The following is a 26,029-nucleotide window of genomic DNA, read 5'->3' as shown; positions in this document are numbered from 1 at the left end:
CCGCGGTGCGGCGCCCCGGCCGGGGGAGGGAGCGGTGCCGGGTGTCAGTCGGCGAAGGTCCAGCCGAAGCCCGGGTACTCGGCGGTGGAGACGCCGACCGAGGTCGGGGAGATCGAGCGCGAGCCCGTCGCGGTGATCTTGGAGCCGGAGGCGGGCATGTAGAGCACCGCGCCGTTGCCGTTCTCGTCGGAACCGGCGATCAGGTCGGCCTTGCCGTCACCGGTGACGTCGTCCAGCTTGACGTCGATGCCGAGCCAGTCGCCCCACTCGTTGCCGCCGGGGACGCCGGCCGTGCCCTGGTGGAAGGACTGGGCGCCGGTGCCGGTGATGCCGGAGGCGGTGCCGTAGAGCACCACGAGGGAGCCGGTCTCGTCCACACCGTCGACGTCCTCACCGGGCACGCCGACCACCAGGTCGAGGTAGGCGTCGCCGTTGACGTTGCCGAGGTCCAGGGAGGCGCCGAAGCCGTCGTCGGTCTCGCTGGAGCCGGGGACGCCGGAGGTGTCCTGGGTGATGCCGGCGATCTTGCCGACGCCGGTGGCGGAGCCGTAGGAGATCCAGACCTTGCCGCCCTTGGCGCCGTAGGGGATCGTCTCGCCGCCCAGCTCCTCGTTCCAGCTGAAGCCGCTGACGATGTCGCCGAACTTGTCGCCGTTGATGTCGCCGATGCCGGTGATCAGACCCGGACGCAGCGACTGGTGGCCCGCGGCGGTGAGGCCGGAGGCGCTGCCGAAGAGCAGGGTGTTCTGCTCCGGGACGTAGCTCTCGAGCTCCTCCGTCGGGGCGTCGAGGTCGGGCAGGGCGTCGCCGTTGACGACCAGGTCGGTGGCCCGGTCGTTGTTCACGTCGCCCGCGTGCAGCTTCCACGCGCCCTCGTAGAGCGGGAGGTCGACGGCGTAGTAACCGCCGGTGCCGCCGGTCTTGGTGAAGCCGCCCTTGTAGACGAACAGGGTGGTGTCGGCCCCGCCGATCGCGAGGTCCGTCCTGCCGTCGCCGTCGAAGTCGCCGGCGGCCAGGGTGTAGCCCCAGATGCGGTCCGCGCCGGCGGCCGGGTCCTTGACGGTGACGGCGCTGGTGCCGGTGATGCCCGAGGCGGTGCCCCAGAGCAGGGTGACCGATCCGGCGAGCTCGCCGGCGGTGGTCGCCTCGCCGGGCGCGCCGACCGCGAGGTCGTCGTAGCCGTCGCCGTTGAAGTCGCCGTAGGCCGTCTCGTAGCCGAACAGGTCGTCGACCTCGGCCGCGCCCGGGACACCGGAGGTGTCCTGGCTGATCACCGTGCGCTTGGTCGAGTTGACGCCCGTGCTGGTGCCGTAGAGGGCGACGACCTGACCGGCGTTCGCCTTGCCGCCCACGTGGGCCCAGGCGGCGGTCGTGGCGATGTCGCCCTTCTTGTCCTTGTTGAAGTCGGCCTTGGCGACCAGGGTGCCGTCCGCGGCGACGGCCGTGGAGGCGGCGAAGGTCAGCAGCCCACCGGTCAGCGCAGCCGCGGCCACCGCCGCGAGGGCGGTGCGGGTCTTCTTGTGCATGTGGATTCCCCAATGCCACGCGGGGAGCATGGTGACGCGTCCCCGGGAGAACAAGGCCGGCCAAGCGTGACCGGCGTTGATCAAGACCGGGTACGGGCGGGAATGGTTGTACGGAAGTTGTGGATGTGGGGTAACGGATCGATAAACACCCGGGGGCCGGGACGCCACTGCGGCGCCCGGCCCCGGGAACAATCAACCAGCGCGTCAGTCCGCGAAGTTGGCACCGACCAAGGGGTGGCCGGTGGTGGCGACGCCGAGCGCCGTCGGGGAGATCGAGCGGGAGCCGGTGGCGGTGATCCGGCTGCCGTCGGAGGGCAGGTAGGCGAGGGCGCCGTTGCCGTCGTTCTCGCCGCTGCCGACGGTCAGGTCGGCCTTGCCGTCGCCGTTGACGTCGTCCAGCTTCACGTCCATGCCGAACATGTCGTACTTCTCGTTGCCGCCGGGGACGCCGGCCGTGTCCTGGTGGAAGGACTGGGCGCCGGTGCCGCTGATGCCGTCGGCGCTGCCGTAGAGCACGATGACGGAACCGGTGTCGGTGAAGCTGTCGATGTTCTCGCCGGCCACCCCGATAACCAGGTCGAGGAAGCCGTCACCGTTGACGTCGCCGAGGTCCAGCTCGTAGCCGAACATGTCGTTGGTCTCGCTGGAGCCGGGGACGCCGGAGGTGTCCTGGGTGATGCCCTGGACCGTCCCGACGCCGTACTCGCTGCCGTAGGTGATCCAGACCTTGCCGCCCTTGGCGGCGTAGGGGACGTCCAGGCCGCTCTCGACCGCGTTCCAGCTGGCGCCGCTGACGACGTCGCCGAAGCCGTCGTTGTCGATGTCGCCGATGCCGCTGATCACGCCGGGGCGCAGCTCCTGGAAGCTGGAGGCGTCGAGGCCGGAAGCACCGCCGAACAGCAGGAAGTTGCGGGTCCAGCCGTCGACCGGCTCGGGGCCGCTGACCACCAGGTCGGTGGTGGCGTCGCCGTTGACGTCGCCCGCGGTGAGGTTCTCCGGCGGGTAGGCGGCCATGATCGGCGCCTGGACCGTCTGGCGGCTGCCGTAGGTGCCGGTCCGGGAGATGCCGCCCTTGAACACGTACAGCTTGCTCTTGCTGGTGCCGACGGCCAGGTCCTGACGGCCGTCGCCGTCGAAGTCGCCGGCCGCGAGCAGGCGGCCCCACTGGTCGTGGGAGCCGGCCGCCGGGTCGGCGATCTCGACGGCGCCCTTGCCGGTGAGACCGGAGGCGGAACCCCACAGGATGGTGACCATGCCACCGTCCTTGTCGCTGCCGAGGTCCTCGCCGGGCGCGCCGACCGCCAGGTCGTCGTAGCCGTCGCCGTCGAAGTCGGCGTAGGCGGTGTCACTGCTGAACGCGTCGCCGGCCTCGGCGCCGCCCGGGACGCCGGAGGTGTCCTGGCTGATGACGGAGCGCTTGGCGGCCGTCAGCCCGGTGCCCTGCGCGCCGTAGGCGACGACCACCTGGCCGGCCTGGCTGTTGCCGCCGACGTACGCCCCGGAGGCCGAGGTGGCCACGTCGCCGATGCCGTCGTTGTTGAAGTCGGCCTGCGAGGCAACCGTGCCGTCGACCGCGACGGCGGTGGACGCGGCCGTGAAGGTGAGCAGCCCGCCGGTCACCGCGGCGGCGGCGACGGTCGCGAGAGTGGTGCGGGTCCTACGGTGCATGTGTGTTCTCCATGGCCGGCGGAAGGGCCGGTTCGGGGGGCCGTTCCGCGCAGAGGACGTCCGGCGCGATCGTCCGGACGGTGATCAAGACCGGCGACGCGTGCGAATGGTTGTACGGAAGGTGAGCGAGGAGTGAACGGGTGCGTCGGCCCTGTCAGTCGGTGAACCGCTCGCCGATCGCCGGCTGGTCCGCCGTCGGGACGCCCAGGGCGGTCGGGGAGAGCGAGCGGGAGCCGGTGCCGGTGATCGCGCCGCCCGCGGAGGGCAGGTAGGTGATGCTGCCGTTGGCGTCGTTCTCGCCGCTGCCGGCGGTCAGGTCGGCCCGGCCGTCGCCGTTGACGTCGTCCAGCTTCACGTCCGTGCCGAACCAGTCATAGGCCTCGCCCGTGCCGGGCACGCCCGAGGTGTCCTGGTGGAAGGAGCGGGCGCCGGTCGTGGCGAGGCCCGAGGGGCCGCCGCGGAGGACGACGACGCTGCCGCTGTCCTTGAGGGTGCCCACGTCCTCACCCGGCACCCCGACCGCCAGGTCGAGGTAGCCGTCGCCGTCGATGTCGCCGAGGTCGACGGAGCTGCCGAACCGGTCGCCGGCCTCGGCGGTGCCGGGCACGCCGGGGGTGGCCTGGCCGACGGCCTGGACCCTCCCGGTGCCGTCCGCGGTGCCGTAGGTGATCCAGACCTGTCCGCCCTCGGTCGCGTAGGGCATGTGCTCGCCGTCCGTCCACTCGTCCGCCGGCATCCCGCTGACGACGTCGGCGAGACCGTCGCGGTTGATGTCGCCCACGGCGCTGTACCGCCCGGGCCGCAGTTCCCGGGCGGCGGAGGCGTCCGGCCCCGCTTCCGAACCGGGCAGCAGGAAGTTGCGGGGCAGGCCGTAGAAGGACTCGTCGGCCTCGGGGACGAAGCCGTTGACGAGCAGGTCGGTGCGGTGGTCCCCGTCGACGTCGGCCGCCGTGAGGCTCCACGGGTACCTCGACATGAGCGGCGTGGGCACCGGCCGCCTGTCGCCGTAGGTTCCGGACCTGGTGATGCCGCCCTGGAGCACGACCATGGTGCTGGAGTCGTCCGCGACGACCAGGTCCTGCCGCCCGTCGCCGTCGAAGTCGCCGGCCGCCAGCTGGTGGCCCCAGCGGGCGAACCGGGTGGGGGCGGGGTTCTCGAGCTTGACGGCGCCCTTGCCGCTGAGTCCGGCGGGGGAGCCCCAGAGGACGGTGACCATGCCGGCGTTCTCCACGTCGCCCACGTCCTCCGCGTCGGAGGAGACGGCGAGGTCGTCGTAGCCGTCGCCGTCGAAGTCGGCGTGGGCGGTGCTCCAGCCGAACCGGTCGCCGGACTCGACGGTGCCGGGGACCCCCGGGGTGTCCTGGCCGATCACGGTCCGCTTCGTGGCCGTGAGACCGGTGCCCTTCACCCCGTAGACGATCACGACCTGGCCGGCCGTGTGGTGGCCGGCCACCGTCGAGGCGGCGGGGGTGGCGATGTCGCCGACGCCGTCCCCGTTGAAGTCGGGGTGCGCGACCGCCACGGCGTCCGCGGCGACGGCGCCCGTCCCGGCGACGGCGAGCAGGCCCCCGGTGAGCGCGGCCGCCACGACGGTCGCGAGCGCGGTTCGGGTCCTTCGGTTCATGTGCGGCTCCCCCTGGTACGGCGGGGACGGGACCGCGACGGCCGCCGCCCCGCGGCGACGCCCCGGCCTCAGGGGCCGGGTGACCTACACGACCGCCGTGGACCGGCGATGGTTGTACGAGGGGCGTCGCCCGCATGGCAGCGCGGTGACGGGCGGACGGCGGTGCGGTGTCGCGGCGCGCGGCGGTGCGGTGACGCGGCGCACGGAGGTGGGGTGACGGGCGGACGAACGAAACCGGGGCCCGGCCGAGCGTGATGCCCGGCCGGGCCCCGGCCGTCGGAACCTTCGGAAGAGGGACCGCTACTGCGCGGGCTGCGGCTCCGGCGCCTCCTCGGCCGCCGCCTCGCCCGCCGGGTCGGCGGGGGTCTTGACCGACTCCAGCAGGAGCTGGGCGACGTCCACGACCTGGATCGACTCCTTGGCCTTGCCGTCGTTCTTCTTGCCGTTGACCGAGTCGGTCAGCATGACCAGGCAGAACGGGCAGGCGGTGGAGACGATGTCCGGGTTGAGGGAGAGGGCCTCGTCGACGCGCTCGTTGTTGATGCGCTTGCCGATCCGCTCCTCCATCCACATCCGCGCACCGCCGGCGCCGCAGCAGAAGCCGCGCTCCTTGTGGCGGTGCATCTCCTCGTTCCGCAGACCCGGGACGTTGGCGATGATCTCGCGCGGGGGCGTGTAGATCTTGTTGTGGCGGCCCAGGTAGCAGGGGTCGTGGTAGGTGATCAGACCCTCGACCGGGGTGACCGGGATCAGCTTGCCCTCGTCGATGAGGTGCTGGAGCAGCTGGGTGTGGTGGATGACCTCGTAGTCGCCGCCGAGCTGCGGGTACTCGTTGCCGATCGTGTTGAGGCAGTGCGGGCAGGTCGCGACGATCTTCTTCGCGGACTTCGGCTTCCTCGACTCGGCCGTGACCTTGCCGTCGTCGTCCATCTCCTCGCCGAACGCCATGTTCAGCGCCATGACGTTCTCCATGCCGAGCTCCTGGAACAGGGGCTCGTTGCCGAGACGGCGGGCGGAGTCACCGGTGCACTTCTCGTCGCCGCCCATGATCGCGAACTTGACGCCCGCGATGTGCAGCAGCTCGGCGAAGGCCTTGGTGGTCTTCTTGGCGCGGTCCTCCAGGGCGCCGGCGCAGCCGACCCAGTAGAGGTACTCGACCTCGGTGAGGTCCTCGATGTCCTTGCCGACCACCGGGACCTCGAACTCGACCTCCTTGAGCCACTCCAGCCGCTGCTTCTTGGCCAGGCCCCAGGGGTTGCCCTTCTTCTCCAGGTTCTTGAGCATCGTGCCCGCCTCGGACGGGAACGCGGACTCGATCATCACCTGGTAGCGGCGCATGTCGACGATGTGGTCGACGTGCTCGATGTCCACCGGGCACTGCTCGACGCAGGCGCCGCAGGTGGTGCAGGACCACAGGACGTCCGGGTCGATGACGCCGTTCTCCTCGAGCGTGCCGATCAGCGGCCGCTCGGCCTCGGCGAGGGCCGCCGCGGGCACGCCGGCGAGCTGCTCCTCGGAGGCCTTCTCCTCGCCCTCCATGGTCTTGCCGCCGCCGGCCAGCAGGTACGGGGCCTTGGCGTGCATGTTGTCGCGCAGCGACATGATCAGCAGCTTCGGGGAGAGCGGCTTGCCGGTGTTCCAGGCGGGGCACTGCGACTGGCAGCGGCCGCACTCGGTGCAGGTGGAGAAGTCGAGCAGGCCCTTCCAGGAGAACTGCTCGACCTGGGAGACGCCGAAGACGTCGTCCTCACCGGGGTCGGCGAAGTCGATCTCCTTGCCGCCCGAGGTCATCGGCTGGAGGGCGCCCAGCGCGGTGGAGCCGTCGGCGTTGCGCTTGAACCAGATGTTGGGGAAGGCCAGGAAGCGGTGCCAGGCCACACCCATGTCGGTCCTCAGCGAGACCACGATCATCCAGATGAAGGACGTCCCGATCTTGATCATCGCGAAGAGGTAGATCAGGTTCTGCAGCGTGGTGACGCCGAGGCCCTTGAAGGCCAGCACCAGCGGGTACGAGGCGAAGTAGGCCGGCTCGTAGTGCGGGATGTCCAGCAGCGCGCCCTCGAGGCCGCGCAGCATCATGATCGCGAGGCCGATGGTCAGGATGACCGTCTCGACGAAGTACGCCTGGCCGGCGTTGGACCCGGCGAAGCGGGACTTGCGGCCGGGGCGGGTCGCCTTGGAGAGCTGCCGGATCACGATCAGCGTCAGGATGCCGAGCGTCGTCATCGTGCCGATGAACTCGACGAACATCTCGAACGGCGTCCAGTGCCCGATGAACGGGATGGCCCAGTCGGCCTTGAAGAGCTGGCCGAACGCGGTGATGAGGGTGGGCACCAGCGAGAAGAAACCGACGGCGACGAACCAGTGGGCGAAGCCCACGATTCCCCAGCGGTTCATCCGCGTGTGGCCGAGGAATTCCTTCACCAGCGTCACGCTGCGCTGGTAGGGATTGTCGGTCCGGGTACCCGCGGGCACGGGCTGGCCGAGCCTGAAATACCGGACGAACTGACCGACGGCGCGTGCGAGCAGCGCAACGCCCACCACGGTCAGGACCAGCGACACGATGATCGCGGCGAGTTGCATGGGAGGCTCCTCGGGCCTGCGAGGTCTACGACTGAGCGACTGGCGGCTGAACCGAGCTGGACCGCTATTACTAAGCGGTAACTTATCCAGTCCGTTCGAGAGTATCCATATCTTGCGCCGCCCCGCAGCCGCCGGAGCGGTGATCTGCGTCGCTGAGGGTTACCTCAGTATCTCCCCGGGCAGGGGCGGAGGGGCGTCCGCCCTTCCCCGCGCCCGCCCCGCATCCCTCTGATGCCCGTCCCCGGCCGTCGTCCGGGCCTGTCCTCCGGCCCGTTGACGCGGTATGCGGACCTCGCCTCCGTAAAGTTGAGCCCAATCGACTCAGGTCTGTTGCCTCTGTCGGGAGGATGCGGCACACTTGAGCCTGTTCCACTCAAGTCAGCTGGAGGAAGATCACCATGGCACGTGCGGTCGGCATCGACCTGGGTACGACCAACTCGGTCGTCAGCGTTCTGGAGGGCGGTGAGCCCACCGTCATCACCAACGCCGAGGGCGCCAGGACCACGCCGTCCGTCGTCGCCTTCGCCAAGAACGGCGAGGTGCTCGTCGGCGAGGTCGCCAAGCGCCAGGCCGTCACCAACGTCGACAGGACCATCCGGTCGGTCAAGCGCCACATGGGCACCGACTGGAAGATCAACCTGGACGGCAAGGACTTCAACCCGCAGCAGATGTCCGCGTTCATCCTGCAGAAGCTGAAGCGGGACGCGGAGGCATACCTGGGCGAGAAGGTGACCGACGCGGTCATCACCGTCCCGGCGTACTTCAACGACTCCGAGCGTCAGGCGACGAAGGAGGCCGGCGAGATCGCGGGCCTGAACGTCCTGCGCATCGTCAACGAGCCCACCGCCGCCGCGCTGGCGTACGGCCTCGACAAGGACGACCAGACCATCCTGGTCTTCGACCTCGGTGGCGGCACCTTCGACGTCTCGCTGCTGGAGATCGGCGACGGCGTCGTCGAGGTGAAGGCCACCAACGGCGACAACCACCTCGGTGGTGACGACTGGGACCAGCGCGTCGTCGACTACCTGGTCAAGCAGTTCCAGAACGCCCACGGCGTGGACCTGGCCAAGGACAAGATGGCCCTGCAGCGTCTGCGCGAGGCCGCCGAGAAGGCCAAGATCGAGCTGTCCTCGTCCACCGAGACCTCGATCAACCTGCCCTACATCACGGCGTCCGCCGAGGGCCCGCTGCACCTGGACGAGAAGCTCACCCGCGCCCAGTTCCAGCAGCTGACCTCGGACCTGCTGGAGCGCTGCAAGGTTCCGTTCCACAACGTCATCAAGGACGCCGGTATCGCGCTCAGCGAGATCGACCACGTCGTCCTCGTCGGCGGCTCGACCCGCATGCCCGCCGTCGCCGAGCTCGTCAAGGAGCTGACCGGCGGCAAGGAGGCCAACAAGGGCGTCAACCCGGACGAGGTCGTCGCCATCGGCGCCTCGCTCCAGGCCGGTGTCCTCAAGGGCGAGGTCAAGGACGTCCTGCTCCTCGACGTCACCCCGCTGTCCCTCGGTATCGAGACCAAGGGCGGCATCATGACCAAGCTGATCGAGCGCAACACCACGATCCCGACCAAGCGCTCCGAGATCTTCACGACGGCCGAGGACAACCAGCCGTCCGTGCAGATCCAGGTCTACCAGGGCGAGCGCGAGATCGCCGCGTACAACAAGAAGCTCGGCATGTTCGAGCTGACCGGCCTCCCGCCGGCCCCGCGCGGCGTCCCGCAGATCGAGGTCTCCTTCGACATCGACGCCAACGGCATCATGCACGTGACCGCGAAGGACCTGGGCACGGGCAAGGAGCAGAAGATGACCGTCACCGGCGGCTCCTCGCTGCCGAAGGACGAGGTCGACCGCATGCGTGAGGAGGCCGAGCGCTACGCGGAGGAGGACCACAAGCGCCGCGAGGCCGCCGAGACCCGCAACCAGGGCGAGCAGCTCGTCTACCAGACCGAGAAGTTCCTCAAGGACAACGAGGACAAGGTCCCGGGTGACGTGAAGACCGAGGTCGAGGGCGCCGTCGCCGAGCTGAAGGAGAAGCTCAAGGGCGAGGACGCCGCGGAGATCCGCACCGCCACCGAGAAGGTCGCGGCCGTCTCCCAGAAGCTCGGCCAGGCCATGTACGCCGACGCCCAGGGCGCCCAGGCGGCCGGCGGCGCCACCGACGGCGGCGACGCCAAGGCCGGCGACGACGACGTCGTGGACGCCGAGATCGTCGACGACGAGCGCAAGGACGGTGCCGCGTGACGGAGGAGACCCCGGGTTTTGACGAGAAGCCCGACGTCCCCTCCGGCACCGGTTCCGAAGACGCCGAGCCGCAGGCCGTCGGCTCCTCCGCCAAGGAGGAGCCGGCGGCCCCGGCCGGGGACGCGGCTCAGACCGCAGGCCTGACGGCGCAGCTGGACCAGGCCCGCACCGCGCTCACCGAGCGCACCGCGGACCTCCAGCGGCTCCAGGCGGAGTTCCAGAACTACCGCCGCCGGGTCGAGCGCGACCGGATCGCGGTCCGGGAGGTCGCCGTGGCGAACCTCCTGACCGAGCTCCTGCCGGTGCTCGACGACATCGGGCGGGCCCGTGACCACAGCGAACTCGTCGGCGGCTTCAAGTCGGTGGCCGAGTCGCTGGAGACGGTGGCGGCCAAGATGGGCCTCCAGCAGTTCGGCAAGGAGGGCGAGCCCTTCGACCCGACGATCCACGAGGCGCTGATGCACTCCTACGCGCCGGACGTCACCGAGACGACCTGCGTGGGCATTCTGCAGCCCGGGTACAAGATCGGCGACCGGATCATCCGCCCCGCGCGGGTGGCCGTGGCCGAACCGCAGCCCGGCGCGCAGACGGTCCAGACGGAGGAGTCCGGCTCCGAGGACGCCAAGTCCGAGGAGGCCGAGTCCGCCGACGCGGGCGAGAACAAGGAGAACGGTGGCCCGGACGAGGGCTGACGTGAGGCGGCGCGCCGTTGACCGGCGCGCCGGTGACGGGCGGAAGGAGGGACGTCGGGGATGAGCACCAAGGACTTCATCGAGAAGGACTACTACAAGGTTCTCGGCGTCCCGAAGGACGCCACCGAGGCCGAGATCAAGAAGGCGTACCGGAAGCTCGCCCGCGAGTTCCACCCGGACGCCAACAAGGGCAACGCGGCGGCCGAGGAGCGCTTCAAGGAGATCTCCGAGGCCAACGACGTGCTCGGCGACCCCAAGCGGCGCAAGGAGTACGACGACGCCCGCCAGCTCTTCGGCAACGGCGGCTTCCGCCCGGGTCCGGGTGCTGCCGGAGGAACGTTCAACTTCGACCTGGGCGACCTCTTCGGGGGCGCCCAGGGAGGGGCCGGCGGCGGTGGTGGCGGCGGCTTCGGCGGCGGTGGCGGACTCGGTGACGTCTTCGGGGGCCTGTTCGGCAACCGGGGCGGCGCGCCGGGCGGCGCCCGTACCCAGCCGCGGCGCGGGCAGGACATCGAGTCCGAGGTGACGCTCAGCTTCACCGAGGCGGTGGACGGCGCGACCGTTCCGCTGCGGATGTCCAGCCAGGCGGCCTGCAAGGCCTGCTCGGGCACCGGCGACAAGAACGGCACGCCCCGGGTGTGCCCGACCTGCGTCGGCACCGGACAGGTGGCCCGCGGCTCGGGCGGCGGCTTCTCGCTGACCGACCCGTGTCCGGACTGCAAGGGCCGCGGCCTGATCGCCGAGAACCCGTGCGAGGTCTGCAAGGGCTCCGGCCGTGCCAAGTCCTCGCGCACGATGCAGGTCCGCATCCCGGCGGGCGTCAGCGACGGCCAGCGGATCCGTCTGCGCGGCAAGGGCGCGCCCGGCGAGCGGGGCGGCCCGGCGGGCGACCTGTACGTGGTCGTCCACGTGGACAAGCACCCGGTCTTCGGCCGCAAGGACGACAACCTGACGGTGACCGTGCCGGTGACGTACCCGGAGGCCGCCCTGGGCGGCGACATCCGGGTGCCGACCCTGGGCGGCCCGCCGGTCACCCTGAAGCTGCCCCCGGGCACGCCCAACGGGCGCACCATGCGCGCCCGCGGCAAGGGCGCGGTCCGCAAGGACGGCACCCGCGGCGACCTCCTGGTCACCGTCGAGGTGAGTGTCCCCGGGGACCTGTCGGGGAAGGCTCGGGACGCACTCGAGGCGTACCGCGAGGCGACCGCGGGGGAGGACCCGCGAGCGGAGCTGTTCGAAGCCGCGAAGGGAGCATGACGAGATGGACGGCCGTCGGCGCAATCCGTACGAACTGACCGAGGACACCCCGGTCTACGTCATCTCGGTGGCGGCCCAGCTGTCCGGCCTGCACCCGCAGACCCTGCGGCAGTACGACCGCCTCGGCCTGGTCTCCCCGGACCGGACGGCCGGGCGCGGCCGACGGTACTCGGCCCGCGACATCCAGCTGCTCCGCCAGGTGCAGCAGCTGTCGCAGGACGAGGGCATCAACCTGGCGGGGATCAAGCGGATCATCGAGCTGGAGAACCAGGTCGCCGCCCTCCAGTCCCGCGTCGCGGAGCTGCAGTCCGCGGTCGAGGGCGCGGCGGCGACGATCCGGGCCCGCGAGGCGGCGGTGCACGCCTCGTACCGGCGGGACCTGGTCCCGTACCAGGAGGCGGCCCGCACCAGCGCGCTGGTGGTCTGGCGCCCGCCGGCCCGCGGCCAGTGACGGCGGGACATCGACGCCCGAAGGGCCGGGAGACCTCACGGTCTCCCGGCCCTTCGGCGTTCCGTCCCCGTGGTGTGCGGCTCAGTCCAGGTCCGGGCGGATCAGCCACGGGTGCGCCGCCTCGGTGACCGTGCCGTCCGCGAGGACGCCGACGACCCGGTAATAGGAGACCGAGCCGAGGGGCTGGGACTCGTCCGTGAAGTACACGTACTCACCCGCCGGAAGGGGCTGCGTGGTGCCGAGCAGGTCGTAGGACTGCGTCTCGGGGTTCCAGCGGCTCACCTGGTACTCGACGATGTCGTCGCACAGGTCGGCGGCGGTCGAGCACATCCACGCGACCGCACGGAGGTCCTCGCTCATGGTCCAACCGCCCGCGCCCCACAGGGGCTGCCCGGTGTCGTCGGCGGGCTCGCCGGGCACGATGTCCAGTTCCGTGACGGCGACCGACGGGAAGGCGGGGTCGGTGACCTTCGACCAGTTGCCGTAGCGGTCCTTCGCGATGACGGAGTAGAGCTTGTTCTCGCCGTTCGGGACGTCGACGCAGAGCAGCGACCGCTTGTCCCCGGTCACTGTCAGGCAGTTGCCCATCCGCCAGGTGACGGTGCCGTCGGCGTTGCGGGTGCCCACCCGCGCCGAGTACACGGCGATGTCCTCGTCGGCGGGCGGGTCCCAGCCGACGAGGACGCCGTCGGCGCGCGGAGTGGCGGTCAGGTTCCGGACGTGGCCCGGGGGCACGCGGTCGGCGGAGACCACAGTGACCGACTCCGACGGGGCGGAGGCGTTGCCCTCGCCGTCCACCATCCGTGACGTGTAGGTGTATGTCACGGCGTCGGCGACGGTGTCGTCCGTGCACTGGAAGACGGCGTCGTTGCCCGTGCGGAGGTGCGAGGAGTCCAGGCCGGGGCGGGTTTCGCCCTCGCACACGACGTCCACGGTTCTCGTGTCGGCTCCGGTGCCCTCCGTGCGGTAGAAGTGCAGCCTGGCGCCGTTGCCGAGTTCCTCGGACAGCGGTGCGCCGTAGGGCATCCGAGCCCGCAGGAAGATGACGTCCGCCGTGACGACGGCCTCCATCCCGTGGGGAGTGGCCGGGGGCGTGGTGTCGGTGCCGTCGAGGGTGATGGCGGCGGAGAGGGCGCCCGCGTTGCCCGCGGCGTCGTAGCCGCGCACCTGGTAGACGCCGGCCATGTGCTCGCGGTCGAGGAACGAGGTCTGCGTGGTGGAGCCCACCACCGACTGTGATCCGCTCTGCGGGTCCTTGCGGACCAGTTCGTAGCGCGTGGCGTCCGCGACCGGCTTCCAAATCAGGTGGGCGCCGTCGAAGTCCGTGCCCCCGGTGAGGCCGGAGGGCGCGGCCGGACCGGTGAGGTCGACCGTGGTGATGCCCTTGTCGGCGGTGCCGGAGGAGACGTTGCCCGCCTTGTCGTAGGCGCGGACCTCGTAGTAGTAGAGCCTGCCGTCCTTGGGCGGGGTGTCGGTGTACGACGTGGACGTCGTGGTGGCCAGCGGCTTCGCCGGGTAGGAGCCGCCCTGGAGCCGACGGAAGACCTGGTAGCCCGCGAGGTCCATCTCCGGGCTCTTCGTCCAGGACAGCTTCGCCTGGTGCGTGGCGGTGCTGTACGTCAGCGCCGCGCCGCCCGGCGTCAGCGGCTTGACCTTGTCCACGCTCGCCGTGGTGCGCGGGGTGTAGGCGAACTTGACGTTCGCGGAGCCGGTCCAGTTGACGAAGTCGATCCGCAGGGAGTGCTTGCCCGAGGGGACGGTGAGGTTCACCGTCTTGGAGACGGTGGTGGAGACGTTCTTCCACAGGTCGACCTTGCGGACCCCGTCGAGGTAGACGCGGATGCCGTCACGCGAGGACGCGGTGAAGGTGAAGGGGCCGCCGGAGCCGAAGTCCCGGGTCACCGACCAGCGGACGCCGAAGTTGTTGCTGGGCAGGCCGGACGCGGGTGCCCCGGTTCCCCAGTTCTGGTCGATCTTGCTGTCGCAGTCGGTCTTCTTCGGCGTGCCGGAGAAGGAGGTGTTCGCGAAGAACTGCCGCTTGAACACCGGGGAGGCGCAGGTCACCGCCGCCGACGAGGCGGTGGCCGCCGCGCCGAGCAGGCCACCGGTGGTGGCGAGGACCACCGCGGCGGCGGTGGCGGCGCGGGCCGGGGATGTGCGGTTCACGGTCGGGGAACTCCTGGGGGTCCGTCGGGGGCCGTCCGTCAGGACGGCCGTGAGACATGACTCGCGGGAGGCCTGAGAGGTTGTGCCGCTCGTGTGTGATCTTGGAGCCGGATCCATGGGGCACCCAGGGAGACGTGTGAAGGCGCACTGGCTATGATTCCGCTCTGTCATCACACGAGCCGCAGAACACCACTCCGGTCACGGCAACGGCCGATTCCGCTTCGCGCCGTCCCGACCTTGACGTGCCGGCCGGATCGTCGTGAGGCGCCCTGAACCCGAACGCAGAAGTGGGCCCCCGAATGCGTCGCTATGCCATATCCGTGGCCGCCGTCACGCTGTCCTTGTCGCTCGCCGCGTGTGGGGGCGGCCAGGGGACGGACGACGGCGGCGACCTGGCCGATCCCAACGACATCACCATCGGCCTGCTGATGCCGGAGAAGAAGATCGCCCGGTACGAGCTGTTCGACTTCCCGATGTTCCGGGCGAAGGTCGAGGAGCTCACCGAGGACAAGGGCAAGGTCCGGTACGCCAACGCCAACGGCGACCAGGCCGAGCAGAACCGCCAGATGCGCTCGATGGTCGAGGACGAGATCGACATCATCGTCGTGGACCCGGTGGACGCCAAGAAGGTCGCCCCGGAGGTGACCAACGCCAAGGAGGCGGGCATCCCGGTCATCGCCTACGACCGGCTGGCCGAGGGCCCGGTGGACGCGTACGTGTCCTTCGACAACACCGTGGTCGGCGAGGTCCAGGGCCGTTCCCTGGCCGAGGCGGCGCCCGGCGGCAAGATCGTGATGATGAACGGCTCGCCCGCCGACCCGAACGCCGCGATGTTCAAGGAAGGCGCCAAGGGCGAGCTGACCGGCCAGGACGTCGTCAAGGAGTACGACACCGACGGCTGGGACCCGGAGCAGGCGCGGAAGAACATGGCCGAGGCCATCGAGGCGGTCGGAGCCGAGGAGATCGACGGTGTGCTCTCCGCCAACGACGGCATGGCCGGCGGTGTGGTGGCGGCGCTGAAGGCGGCGGGAGTCACCGACATGCCGCCGATCACCGGCCAGGACGCCGACCTCGATGCGGTGCAGCGGATCATCACCGGTGAGCAGTACATGACGGTGTACAAGCCGTACCCGAACGAGGCCGAGGCCGCGGCCGAGATGGCCGTCGCCAAGGTCCGTGGTCACGACATCCAGTTCGACGCGCTGACCCGTGACTCGGTGAGCAGCCCCACCCACAAGGACATCCCGGCGGCGCTCGTCCCCGTGGTCGAGCTGACCCGGGACAACATCAAGAAGACCATCGTCGCCGACGGCATCCACACGGTGGACGACATCTGTACGCCGAAGCTCCAGGCCGCCTGCCAGGCCGCCAAGCTGCTCTGACGCCTCCCGACACCGGCCGGCCCCGATGCCCATCGGGGCCGGTTGCGTATTGCGGCACGGGTCCACCGCCGCGCATAGTGGCGCTGCGAACAGGTGTGGCTACCGGGGGTGGAGAAATGGATGACCGGTGAGGCTGCCGCCGTCCGTGCGCACCAGGGGCACCCGCACGGTCCCGAGCGTCTCTGCGAGGAGGGCGACCGGGTGTACTCCCGGGCCGTCCGCAGGGGGCGGGTGCCGCGGCGGGAGGCGGACGCGGTGCCCTGCCTGCTCGACCTGGCGCTGCTGCACCCCGACCCCGACGACCTGGCCTGGCTGCTGCCGACGGCCCCGCAGGAGGTCATGACGCGGCTGCTGCGCGAACTGTGCCAGGAGATGGACGAGGCGCACCGGCGGATGGGCTCCGCGCTCACGGCCGCCGACCGGTACGCCGGACTCGGCGGCCGGCTCCGCCCCGCGGACACGGCCGGCGGCGCCGCGGGCGTGGCCTCGATCCGGGTGCTGGACGGGCTGCCGCGGATCCAGGCGGCGATGGACGAGGCCTCCGCCGCCTGCACCACCGAGGTGCTCACCGTGCAGCCGGGCGGCATCCGGCCCGAGCACGAGCTGAGCGAGGGCCTGCCGCGCGCCATGGAGCTGCGGCGGCGGGGCGTGCGGATGCGGGACCTGTACACGCATGTGGCCCGCCACGGGCAGGGCCTGCTGGGCTACCTGGACCTGATGGGCGACGCCGTGGAGGCGCGCACCCTGGACGAGGTGCCGGAGCGGCTGATCCTCTTCGACCGCACGGTCGCGTTCGTGCCGGCCAACTCGCGGCGGACGCTGGCGCTGGAGCTGCGGCAGCCGGCCTTGGTGGACTACCTGGCGACCGTCTTCGAGCGGCTGTGGCGGCTGGCGGTGCCGGTGGGGTCGCCGGTACCGGCGCCGGAGAACTGCGTGCCGGGGGTCTCGCACCGGGAGCGGTCGATCGCCGCGCTGCTGGCGGAGGGGCACCAGGACGCCGCGATCGCCGAGCGGCTCGGGATCAGCGTGCGCACCTGCCGGGCGCACATCGCGCGCCTGTCCGAGCGGCTGGGAGCGACCAGCCGCGCCCAGCTGGGCGTGCGCATCGCCCACGCGGGCCTCGACCGGCCACCGGGGGCCGACGGCCTCCCGGCCTGACCCCCGGCCCGCCCCACCCCGGGCTTCCGGCCTACCCCTCCGGGGCCGGGTTTGTGGCTTGCCTCCGGGCCTGGGCTTCCGGTCTGCCTCCGGGGCTGGGCTTCCGGTCTGCCTCCGGGGCCGGGTTTGTGGCTTGCCTCCGGGGCTGGGCTTCCGGTCTGCCTCCGGAGCCGGGTTGCGGTCTGCCTCCGGAGCCGGGTTGCGGTCTGCCTCCGGGCCTGGCTTGTGGCCTGCCTCCGGGGCCTGGTTTGCGGTCTGCCCCTGGGCCGGGCTTCCGGTCTGCCTTCGGGGCCGGGTTGTGGCCCGCCTTCGGGGCCTGGCTCGCGGTCTGCTTCCGGGGCCGGGCTTCCGGTCTGTCCCCGGGCTGGGCTTCCGGTCTGCCTCCGCGGCCGGGTTTGTGGTCTGCCTCCGCGGCCGGGTTGTGGCCCGCCTTCGGGCCTGGCTCGCGGTCTGCCTTCGGGGCCGGGTTTGTGGTCTGCCTCCGGGGCCTGGCTTGCGGTCTGTCCCCGGGCCGGGCTTCCGGTCTGCCTCCCGGACTGCCCCCGGCCTGGGTTTGCGGCCTGTCTCCCGGCCTGATATCCGGTCCGAGTCCCGGCCTGTCCCCGGGCCGGGCTTTGCCCCGGGGCCTGGGTTTGCGGCCTGCCTGCCGGACTGTCCCCGGGGACCGGCTTCCGGCCCGTGCCCGGCGCCCGTCACGCGTCACCTCGGCCGGGACGGCGCCCAGGGCCGCGCCCAGGAGGCCTGGGGCCTCCGCGTGGCCCGGTCCGCCGGGGCGGCGGCTCTAGTCCTCCACCACGGGCCCCGTGGGCCCTGTGGGGCCCTCGGTCTCCAGGGGGGTCTCCATGGGCTCCGTCTCGTCGTCGAGGAGCCCCGAGCGGGCGATGAGGTAGCCGAGCTGGGCGCGGCTGCCGCTGCCCAGCGCGGCGGCGAGCTTGGCTATGTGGGCACGGCAGGTGCGCACGTTCATGCCCAGGCGGCGCGCGATCGCCTCGTCCACCTGTCCCTCGACCAGCAGCCGGGCGATGGTCCGCTGGATCTCCGGCACGCCGTCCACGGAGACTTCCCTGGCCTGCTCCTGGAAGAGCGGGTCGGCGTTGCGCCACTGCTGGTCGAAGACCTTGACCAGGTAGTCGACCAGACCGGGGTGGCGCAGCTCCAGGGCGACCTTGCGGTCGTCCTGCGCGGGGATGAACGCCACCTGCCGGTCGAAGATGATCAGCCGGTCGACCAGTTCCCGCGCGGTGCGGAACTCCATGTCGGTGTCGTTCATCATCCGCGCGTAGTTGAGGGTGCCGGGACTGTGGCGGGCGGTGTGCTGGTAGAGCACACGGGCCACGATGCCGCGCGGCGCCTCCTGGGCGAGCCGGAACGACGTGGTGAGGGCCGGTTCGCTGCGGCCGCCGCCGGGCTGGACGGAGAGGATCTCCTGCCGGCAGTTGGACTGGGCCAGCCGGATCGCCTCATTGATCCGCTCGACGCCCTCCAGCACCGTGATGGCGTGGGTGGTGGGCCGGCTGTGGGTGGCGATGGAGAGGAACGGCTCGAAGGCCTGGGCGAGCTGGACGGCTTGCTCACGACGCTGCCGGATGTCCCGCTCGAGCGGCAGCAGCCGTTGCGAGAGGGCGGTCATCGGCGGCACCGGCCGGAGCCACGCGGAGTCGTCGGGGTCGGGCTGGAGCAGAGCGAACTCCAGCAGGCATGGCGCGGTTTCGGCCTCCGAGCGACGGATGCGGCCAAGGCGCAGCGAATCGGCGTAGAGCCGTCGGCCATCCGCGCACAGATCCTCCATCCCGTGGGGATGCGCCCCTGTTGTGTCGGTATGTCCCAAATCTCCGCCCCCCAGGGTCATGAACGTGCAGGAACATGATGCATCTTCGAACTGGCCATCGTGTGCCGGTATGCGCCATCGTCTGATGCGGCGGGGGATCGAATTGGGAAGTGAGGACGAAGCCCATCATGTGCAAGAGATTGCTTCTCTCGGCGCTTGCTGTCGCCTTCTCGGCGGGTGCGATCCTCGGCGCCGCCGGTCCGGCGGACTGGGGCTGGAGCAGCCCGGGCGCCGACAGCGGCAGTGTCCAGGCCGACTGGTCCTGGGACGTCGTGACGGCCGACCCCGCCGGGTACCACGCCGAGGCGGGCGCGGGAGCATGAGCACGCCGCCGGACGACCGCTCGTTCCGTCGCGAGATGGCCGTGGCCTACCGGTCCGGCTGGCACTTCGTCGACCTGGTCACCGCGATCCCTCACGCCGGCGACTCCCTGATGGTCACCGTCTTCGGGGAGCCGGTCGTGGTGACGCGGGACGAGGAGGAGGACGTGCGGGCGTACCGCTGCCTGCGGCGCCCCCGCGGAGCGCCGCAGCCGGTTCGATGCGCCATCCGGTATGGAATGATCTTCGTGAACCTGGACCAAAGGGACCACCGGGAGTTCACCCCCCAGGAACTGCCCGGCGTTCCATCAGCCACCCCCCGCAGTGCCTGAAGCGATACCCCCAACTTTCCACGATCGCTCAGGCGCTTCCCCCCGGCAGCGGCGCCACCGTGACCTGAACACGGTGGCGCCGCTGTCGTATGTCCGCGGGCCCTCCCGCGGGTCCTTCCCGCGGGAACTCCTCCGGCCGTCCGTGCATTGAGTGGAATAGACTCAACTTTGTGGACGTTGGCCGCGTCAGAACGGGTAACCGACGCGTGAGTGCGTACGCGGTCGTGACGCAGGGCAATCGTGACGCCGGGCCGTCGTGACGCACAGCGGTCGTGACGCAGGCGAGGGAGGAGACACCGGACGTGGACGCCGAGCTGACCAACAGGAGCCGGGAGGCGCTGAACGCGGCGAGCAGCCGCGCGGTGACCGAGGGGCACCCGGACCTGACGCCCGCCCATCTTCTGCTGGCGCTCCTGGAGGGCCAGGAGAACGAGAACATCGTGGACCTGCTGGCCGCCGTGGAGGCCGATCTCGCGGCCGTCCGGCAGGGCACGGAGCGGGTGCTGGCCGGCCTGCCCAGCGTGACCGGGTCGACGGTCGCGCCGCCCCAGCCCAACCGCGAGCTGCTGGCGGTGGTCGCGGACGCCGGGCAGCGGGCCAAGGAGCTGGGCGACGAGTACATCTCCACGGAGCACCTGCTGATCGGCGTCGCCGACAAGGGCGGTGCGGCCGGCGACGTACTCTCCCGGCAGGGAGCCGACGCGAAGAAGCTGCTGGACGCGTTCCAGAGGAGCAGGGGAGGACGCCGGGTGACGACCCCGGACCCGGAGGGTCAGTACAAGGCGCTGGAGAAGTTCGGCACCGACTTCACCGCAGCCGCCCGCGAGGGCAAGCTCGACCCGGTCATCGGCCGGGACCACGAGATCCGCCGCGTGGTGCAGGTGCTGTCGCGGCGCACCAAGAACAACCCGGTGCTGATCGGCGAGCCCGGCGTCGGCAAGACCGCCGTCGTCGAGGGTCTCGCCCAGCGGATCGTGAAGGGGGACGTGCCGGAGTCGCTGAAGAACAAGCGGCTGGTGGCGCTGGACCTCGGCGCGATGGTCGCGGGTGCCAAGTACCGCGGCGAGTTCGAGGAGCGGCTGAAGACGGTGCTCGCCGAGATCAAGGACTCGGACGGGCAGATCATCACCTTCATCGACGAGCTGCACACCGTGGTCGGCGCGGGCGCCGGCGGCGACTCGGCGATGGACGCGGGCAACATGCTCAAGCCGATGCTGGCCCGCGGCGAGCTGCGGATGGTCGGCGCCACCACGCTCGACGAGTACCGGGAGCGGATCGAGAAGGACCCCGCCCTGGAGCGGCGCTTCCAGCAGGTGCTGGTCGCCGAGCCGTCGGTCGAGGACACCATCGCCATCCTGCGCGGCCTCAAGGGCCGCTACGAGGCGCACCACAAGGTGCAGATCAACGACAGCGCCCTGGTCGCCGCGGCCACCCTCTCCGACCGGTACATCACCTCCCGCTTCCTGCCCGACAAGGCGATCGACCTGGTCGACGAGGCGGCGTCCCGGCTGCGCATGGAGATCGACTCCTCCCCGGTGGAGATCGACGAGCTCCAGCGCTCCGTCGACCGGCTGCGGATGGAGGAGCTGGCGCTCTCCAAGGAGACCGACCAGGCATCCAAGGAGCGGCTGGAGCGGCTGCGGCGCGACCTTGCCGACCGGGAGGAGGAGCTGCGCGGCCTCAACGCCCGCTGGGAGAAGGAGAAGCAGTCCCTCAACCGGGTCGGTGAGCTGAAGGAGAAGCTGGACGAGCTGCGCGGCCAGGCCGAACGGGCCCAGCGCGACGGCGACTTCGACACCGCCTCCAAGCTGCTCTACGGCGAGATCCCGGCACTGGAACGCGAGTTGGAGGCCGCCACCGAGGCCGAGGCGGAGGTCACCCAGGCCGACACCATGGTCAAGGAGGAGGTCGGCCCGGACGACATCGCGGACGTGGTCGGCTCCTGGACCGGCATCCCCGCCGGGCGGCTGCTGGAGGGCGAGACCCAGAAGCTGCTGCGGATGGAGGAGGAGCTGGGCCGCCGCCTGATCGGCCAGAAGCAGGCCGTGGCGGCCGTCTCCGACGCGGTGCGCCGCACCCGGGCCGGCATCGCCGACCCGGACCGGCCCACCGGCTCGTTCCTCTTCCTCGGCCCGACCGGCGTCGGAAAGACCGAACTCGCCAAGGCGCTCGCCGACTTCCTCTTCGACGACGAGCGGGCGATGGTCCGCATCGACATGTCGGAGTACAGCGAGAAGCACAGCGTGGCCCGGCTGGTCGGCGCGCCCCCCGGGTACGTCGGCTACGAGGAGGGCGGCCAGCTCACCGAGGCGGTGCGCCGCCGGCCGTACAGCGTCGTGCTGCTGGACGAGGTGGAGAAGGCGCACCCGGAGGTCTTCGACATCCTGCTCCAGGTCCTCGACGACGGCCGCCTCACCGACGGCCAGGGCCGCACGGTCGACTTCCGCAACACCATCCTGATCCTCACCTCCAACCTGGGCAGCCAGTTCCTGGTGGATCCGCTGACCGGCGAGGAGACCAAGCGGGAGCAGGTGCTGGAGGTCGTGCGGGCGTCGTTCAAGCCGGAGTTCCTGAACCGGCTGGACGACCTGGTCGTCTTCTCCGCGCTCACCAAGGCGGAGCTGGAGCGGATCGCCGGCCTCCAGATCGGCCGCCTCGCGAAGCGGCTGGCGGAGCGGCGGCTCACGCTCGACATCACGCCGGCCGCCCTCGCCTGGCTCGCGGAGAAGGGGCTCGACCCCGCGTACGGCGCCCGCCCGCTGCGCCGCCTGATCCAGACGGCGATCGGCGACAGCCTGGCCAAGGAGATCATCTCCGGGGAGATCAAGGACGGCGACACCGTCCGCGTCGACCGCGCCCCCGAGGCGGGCGCGGGCCTCACGGTCACGGCGGGCTGACGAGGTACCGCCCCGGGGATCGCTCCGGGGCGGTACCCGTCCTGGTCCCGGTCCGGTCCCGCGTGGGTTCCGTGCGCGCTCGCCGGGCCTCCGTCGTCAACAGGAGGCAGCGGCAGCCCGACCCGGGCCCGGCCCGCCGTGGCGCCGGTGTGGGCCGCGGAGGCACGGGTGGGACCGCGGCGCCGTGCGCTCAGATTCCCATCGCCCGCCACGTCACGGTGGAGGTCCCGTCCGCGTGGGGCGTCACCTCCACGCGGACGGTGGATGCCCTGTCGGAGGTCTCCTCGAAGCCGGCCTCCAGGTGCAGGACGTGGTCGCCATCCGTCCAGGGCTCCTCGTCCGGGTAGTTGTCGGCCACCCAGGACCGCGCCTGGTCCGCCGGGAGGCGGAAGGTGACGTCGTAGGTGGTCATGTCCCACGTCCCGACCTCGCACCTGAGGTCCGTGGCCCGGGCCGGCGGCGGGCCGGCCGCGCCGTAGGCCAGGGCCTCGCCGCAGTCGGCCTCGGACGGTGAGGAGGCAGCCATGACGGCGACGGACATCAGCAGTGACAGCAGGAGCACCGCCGCCAGTGCGATCACGACGATCAGCGTGCAGCTCGGCCGATTGTCCGGATCCCTCATCCTCCACCTTCCGCCACCCCTCCGACCGGGTCGGATCACGCCACGTACGACGCCCCGAGCGGCCCAGGGGTTGCAGGGACCCGCCCCCCGTGGGGGAGACTGGCGGGAGATCCATACGAAGGGAAAATTACGGTGAGCATCGACCCGTCCTCGATTCCGAACTTCGGGGGCCAGGGGGACCAGCCCCAGCCGCAGCAGGGACCGGCGGGCCCCGTTGTCCCGGATCAGGACCTGGTGAAGCAGCTTCTCGAGCAGATGGAGCTGAAGTTCGTGGTGGACGACGAGGGTGACCTCGCCGCCCCGTGGGAGAACTTCCGCACGTACTTCATGTTCCGCGGCGAGAACGAGCAGGCGATCTTCTCGGTGCGGACGTTCTACGACCGCCCGCACGGCATCGAGGCCAAGCCGCAGCTCCTCGAGGCCATCGACGACTGGAACCGCCGCACCCTGTGGCCCAAGGTCTACACCCACACCCACGACGACGGCACCGTCCGCCTCATCGGCGAGGCCCAGATGCTGATCGGCATGGGCGTCAGCCTGGAGCACTTCGTGTCCTCCACGGTCAGCTGGGTCCGCGCGGCCATCGAGTTCGACCGGCACCTGGTGGAGACGCTGGGCCTGGAGCAGGAGGTCGACGAGGCGGACAAGCCCGACGACGAGGACTGAGCCCCGGGCCGTGGGCGCCCGGGCCTCCAGGACTTCAGGCGCCCAGGCCTTCAGAGGGGCGACGTCGCCATGACGACGAGGTACGCCCCGTAGGCGAACGACAGCCCGGCCAGGGCCGCGACCACCAGCGTCGCGTGCCAGGGCCGGGCTCGCGCCGTTCTGGTCAGCGCCGCGGCGAGGGGCAGCAGCAGCGGGAAGGCGGGCAGCAGGAACCGTGGCTTGGACGCGAAGTAGCCGGAGCCGCCCACCGTGATGAGCACCAGCACCGCGCTGTAGACGACCAGCGGCAGCGGCGCGCGGTCGGCGACCAGCAGACCGAGGAGCAGCAGCGCCAGCAGGACCACCGCCAGCGCCACGGTGAACAGCAGCTTGTCCGGGTGGCGCAGCAGATGGCCGGCGAATTCCAGGTTGCCCCGGCCGAAGTCGAAGGCGGAACCCCACCTGCGCTGGACGGCGAGGTAGCCGCCCAGCGGATCACCCTCCCGGAGACCGGCCCACAGGACGAACCCCACCCACCCGAGGGGCGCCAGGGCCGTTCCCGCCAGCGGTTTCCACAGGCTGTGGAAGGAGGCGCGCCGCTGCCGGAGCAGGGTGACCGCGTGCCATCCGGCGGCCACCGCCACCGCCGCCGCGACGGCCAGGCCGTTGGGCCGCGACAGCCCGGCCAGACAGGCCAGGGCGCCGGCCCACAGCCAGCGACCGGTCAGCGTGGCGTACAGGGCCCACGCGGCGAGGGCGGTCAGCAGCGGCTCGGTGTAGGCGAGGCTCAGCACCACGGAGTGCGGCGTCAGCCCCCACAGCACCACCAGCGCGACCCCCACGCCACGGCCGTGCATCCGGCGGCCGATCCGGTAGATCCCGCAGGCCGCCGCACCGGCCGCCGTCCAGGCGATCAGAAGTCCGGCCGCGCCGCCGCTCACCGGCAGCAGGGCGCAGACCCCCCGGATCAGCCAGGGGTAGAGGGGGAAGAAGGCCAGGTCGTTGAGGACCAGCCGGCTGTACTCCCGGACCTCGCCGTAGCCCTCGGTGGCGATCCCGATGTACCAGAGCGAGTCCCAGGTGCGGCCCAGCAGCGTGGTGGTGTCCCTGCCCTCGGCGCGCGCCAGCAGGGCCAGGAACAGGACGCCGGTGAGCCGGGCGGCGGCGAACAGGCCCAGCGCGGTGACGACGGTGGGCACGGTGCGGCGGGCCCGCCCGCCGGACGCGGGCGGGCCGGGGGGCGAGGAGGGCGCGGGCGGCTTGGCGCCGGTGGTCCTCCGGCGGGCGGGCGACGGTACGAGGGCGGCGAGCAGCGGGTTCACACGCAGCGGGTTCACACCACGCACGATGCAGGGCGTACCGGGAGGAAACGGTCACGGCGCGCCGGGTGCCCACCGGTTCCAGCCGGGCGCAGTCCTTCAGCGCCAGCGCTGGGTGGCCGAGCCGTTGCAGGCCTGGTGGAGGAGGAGGAAGCCGTTGACCCCCAGGCACTCGCCGGTGCTCCTGACCCGGAGCGTGCCGTCGGAACCGCGGGTCCACACCTGGGTGTCGCCGGTGCCGCAGGGGCCCATGTGGACGCTGCCGTAGGAGGCGAGGCACTGCCCGCTGTTCTGCGACACGATCTGGACCCCGCCGGACACCGAGCGGAACGACCAGGCGGAGGCGGCACCAGAGCAGGAACCCGCGGAGGCGTTGCCGGGCCCGGCGTTCAGGCACTTCGAGGTCGAGACGTTCTGGATGGTGGGGCCGGTGGTGACGCCGCCGCCGGTCGATCCGCCCGAGGTGCTTGAGGAGCCGCCGGTGGACCCGCCCGACGATCCGCCGGACGTTCCCCCGTCCGATCCGCCCGATCCGCCCGAGGTGCTGGAGGAGCCGCCGGCACCCGGACCGGAGCCCTGATCGCCCGCGTCCGCCCCGCCGGAACCGGCGTCGGCGCCGCCCGAACCGGTGGCCTTGTCGTCCTCGGCCCCCTTTTCCGAAGGGCTCGGGGACGAGCCGGGGGACTTCGACGAACCCGCCTTCTCCGGCGGTGTGCCGGACGCGGTGCCGGGGAGGGCCGCGCCCGCCGTCGCCGGGGCGCTCACCGACGTCTCGGGGCCGGACGCCCGGTCGTCCGGGGAATCGGTGACGTAGGGGAGCAGCTGGACCAGCAGGGTGGTCCCCACGCCGAGCACGACGGGGATGATCACGGGCAGGAAGCGGGTGCGGCGTCGCGGTCCGGCCTCCGCGCCCACCGGCTTCTTCCCGGACCTCCCTCCGGCGGCCTCGTCCTTCGCGCCGCCCTTCGCGCCGCCCTTCGCGCCGCCCTTCGCGCCCTCCTCCGCGCCGTCGTCCGCCTCCGCGCCGTCCTCCGGGCGGGCGGGAGCCGCGGCCGGGGCCGGGTCGGGGGCCGTGTCCGCCTCGGGCGGGGCGGCTGGGACGGGCCGGCGGGTGAACTCCGCGCGCTCGGCCACCGCGTCCGCCACCGGCTGCGGCCAGAGCGGAGGCGTGAACGGCCCCTTCGCCTCGGCCAGCCGCAGCAGTTCCGTGGCCGTCGGGCGGTCCTCCGGCTGCTTGGCGAGGCAGGCCCGCACCACGTCGGCGAGCTCGGCGTCCACCTCGGCCAGGTCGCCCAGCTCGGGCGTCTCGTGGACGA

The 26,029-nt window shown here is 71.6% G+C and carries 19 protein-coding genes; 10 read left to right on the top strand and 9 right to left on the bottom strand.

From position 1 onward, the window contains the following. Positions 1–44 precede the first annotated feature (44 nt). The 4 genes from GBN72_RS21350 to GBN72_RS21335 form a co-directional block, all read right to left on the bottom strand. Positions 45–1,526, bottom strand: coding sequence for an FG-GAP-like repeat-containing protein (locus GBN72_RS21350; protein WP_151773489.1), 1,482 nt, complete (start codon positions 1,524–1,526; stop codon positions 45–47). 204 nt (positions 1,527–1,730) lie between these two features. After that, the gene (locus GBN72_RS21345; RefSeq protein ID WP_151773488.1) at positions 1,731–3,194 is read right to left on the bottom strand and encodes a VCBS repeat-containing protein; all 1,464 of its coding nucleotides are present in this window, start codon (positions 3,192–3,194) and stop codon (positions 1,731–1,733) included. Positions 3,195–3,348: 154 nt separating this feature from the next. Further along, entirely contained in the window at positions 3,349–4,818 is a 1,470-nt protein-coding gene (locus GBN72_RS21340; RefSeq protein ID WP_151773487.1) for an FG-GAP and VCBS repeat-containing protein, read from the bottom strand. Between the two features lie 300 nt (positions 4,819–5,118). Continuing rightward, the gene (locus tag GBN72_RS21335; protein ID WP_151773486.1) at positions 5,119–7,401 is read right to left on the bottom strand and encodes a (Fe-S)-binding protein; all 2,283 of its coding nucleotides are present in this window, start codon (positions 7,399–7,401) and stop codon (positions 5,119–5,121) included. A 398-nt stretch (positions 7,402–7,799) separates the two neighbouring features. Between GBN72_RS21335 and dnaK the strand changes: the two genes are divergently transcribed. Genes dnaK through GBN72_RS21315 form a run of 4 tightly spaced genes read left to right on the top strand, consistent with a single transcriptional unit; the run spans position 7,800 to position 12,044 of the window. Then, complete coding sequence (gene dnaK, locus GBN72_RS21330; RefSeq protein WP_151773485.1) at positions 7,800–9,644, top strand: molecular chaperone DnaK; 1,845 nt, start codon at positions 7,800–7,802, stop codon at positions 9,642–9,644. After that, positions 9,641–10,336 (top strand): nucleotide exchange factor GrpE, encoded by a 696-nt coding sequence (grpE, locus tag GBN72_RS21325; RefSeq protein ID WP_151773484.1) that lies wholly within the window; start codon positions 9,641–9,643, stop codon positions 10,334–10,336. The genes dnaK and grpE overlap by 4 nt, the downstream gene beginning before the upstream one ends. A 60-nt stretch (positions 10,337–10,396) precedes the next feature. Next, on the top strand, positions 10,397–11,593 hold the full coding sequence (dnaJ, locus tag GBN72_RS21320; RefSeq protein WP_151773483.1) for a molecular chaperone DnaJ: 1,197 nt from the start codon (positions 10,397–10,399) through the stop codon (positions 11,591–11,593). Between the two features lie 4 nt (positions 11,594–11,597). Next, complete coding sequence (locus tag GBN72_RS21315; protein WP_151773482.1) at positions 11,598–12,044, top strand: heat shock protein transcriptional repressor HspR; 447 nt, start codon at positions 11,598–11,600, stop codon at positions 12,042–12,044. Between the two features lie 81 nt (positions 12,045–12,125). Here the strand turns inward: GBN72_RS21315 and GBN72_RS35420 are convergent, their stop codons facing one another. Next, a complete protein-coding gene (locus GBN72_RS35420; protein ID WP_246212734.1) occupies positions 12,126–14,210 on the bottom strand; it encodes a PA14 domain-containing protein in 2,085 nt (694 codons plus the stop codon). A gap of 299 nt (positions 14,211–14,509) precedes the next feature. Here GBN72_RS35420 and GBN72_RS21305 point away from each other — a divergent pair, with 299 nt between their 5' ends. Both GBN72_RS21305 and GBN72_RS21300 read left to right on the top strand, forming a co-directional pair. Continuing rightward, positions 14,510–15,592, top strand: coding sequence for a sugar ABC transporter substrate-binding protein (locus GBN72_RS21305; RefSeq protein WP_151773480.1), 1,083 nt, complete (start codon positions 14,510–14,512; stop codon positions 15,590–15,592). Positions 15,593–15,712: 120 nt separating this feature from the next. Further along, on the top strand, positions 15,713–16,750 hold the full coding sequence (locus tag GBN72_RS21300) for a helix-turn-helix transcriptional regulator (RefSeq protein WP_151773479.1): 1,038 nt from the start codon (positions 15,713–15,715) through the stop codon (positions 16,748–16,750). A 781-nt stretch (positions 16,751–17,531) separates the two neighbouring features. Here the strand turns inward: GBN72_RS21300 and GBN72_RS21295 are convergent. Next, on the bottom strand, positions 17,532–18,539 hold the full coding sequence (locus GBN72_RS21295) for a helix-turn-helix transcriptional regulator (protein WP_246212732.1): 1,008 nt from the start codon (positions 18,537–18,539) through the stop codon (positions 17,532–17,534). 167 nt (positions 18,540–18,706) lie between these two features. On the opposite strand from GBN72_RS21295, the gene GBN72_RS21290 reads away from it, so the two are divergent. The 3 genes from GBN72_RS21290 (at position 18,707) to clpB (ending at position 22,127) form a co-directional block, all read left to right on the top strand. Beyond that, entirely contained in the window at positions 18,707–18,901 is a 195-nt protein-coding gene (locus GBN72_RS21290) for a hypothetical protein (protein ID WP_151773478.1), read from the top strand. Next, positions 18,898–19,230: a Rieske (2Fe-2S) protein gene (locus GBN72_RS21285; protein ID WP_151773477.1), complete on the top strand. Its 333-nt coding sequence runs from the start codon at positions 18,898–18,900 to the stop codon at positions 19,228–19,230. Before GBN72_RS21290 ends, GBN72_RS21285 begins: the two co-directional genes overlap by 4 nt. 302 nt (positions 19,231–19,532) lie before the next feature. Further along, the gene (gene clpB / locus GBN72_RS21280; protein ID WP_151773772.1) at positions 19,533–22,127 is read left to right on the top strand and encodes an ATP-dependent chaperone ClpB; all 2,595 of its coding nucleotides are present in this window, start codon (positions 19,533–19,535) and stop codon (positions 22,125–22,127) included. A 190-nt stretch (positions 22,128–22,317) separates the two neighbouring features. On the opposite strand, the gene GBN72_RS21275 is transcribed toward clpB, so the two are convergent. After that, the gene (locus GBN72_RS21275; protein WP_151773476.1) at positions 22,318–22,749 is read right to left on the bottom strand and encodes a hypothetical protein; all 432 of its coding nucleotides are present in this window, start codon (positions 22,747–22,749) and stop codon (positions 22,318–22,320) included. Positions 22,750–22,881: 132 nt separating this feature from the next. Between GBN72_RS21275 and GBN72_RS21270 the strand changes: the two genes are divergently transcribed. Continuing rightward, positions 22,882–23,415: a type III secretion system chaperone family protein gene (locus tag GBN72_RS21270; RefSeq protein WP_151773475.1), complete on the top strand. Its 534-nt coding sequence runs from the start codon at positions 22,882–22,884 to the stop codon at positions 23,413–23,415. Positions 23,416–23,465: 50 nt separating this feature from the next. Here GBN72_RS21270 and GBN72_RS21265 read toward each other — a convergent pair whose 3' ends face one another. Together GBN72_RS21265 and GBN72_RS21260 are read right to left on the bottom strand one after the other, a co-directional pair. Further along, positions 23,466–24,731, bottom strand: coding sequence for a putative hexosyltransferase (locus tag GBN72_RS21265; protein ID WP_246212730.1), 1,266 nt, complete (start codon positions 24,729–24,731; stop codon positions 23,466–23,468). 81 nt (positions 24,732–24,812) lie between these two features. After that, positions 24,813–26,029 (bottom strand): RICIN domain-containing protein (locus tag GBN72_RS21260; protein WP_174887173.1); only part of this gene is annotated, 1,217 nt, incomplete at its 5' end.

Origin of the sequence: Streptomyces abyssomicinicus (genome assembly GCF_008974245.1) — a bacterium.
Lineage (GTDB): Bacteria > Actinomycetota > Actinomycetes > Streptomycetales > Streptomycetaceae > Streptomyces > Streptomyces abyssomicinicus.
The sequence above is the reverse complement of the archived record's forward strand: the minus strand, read 5'-3'. Positions and strand labels throughout refer to the sequence as shown.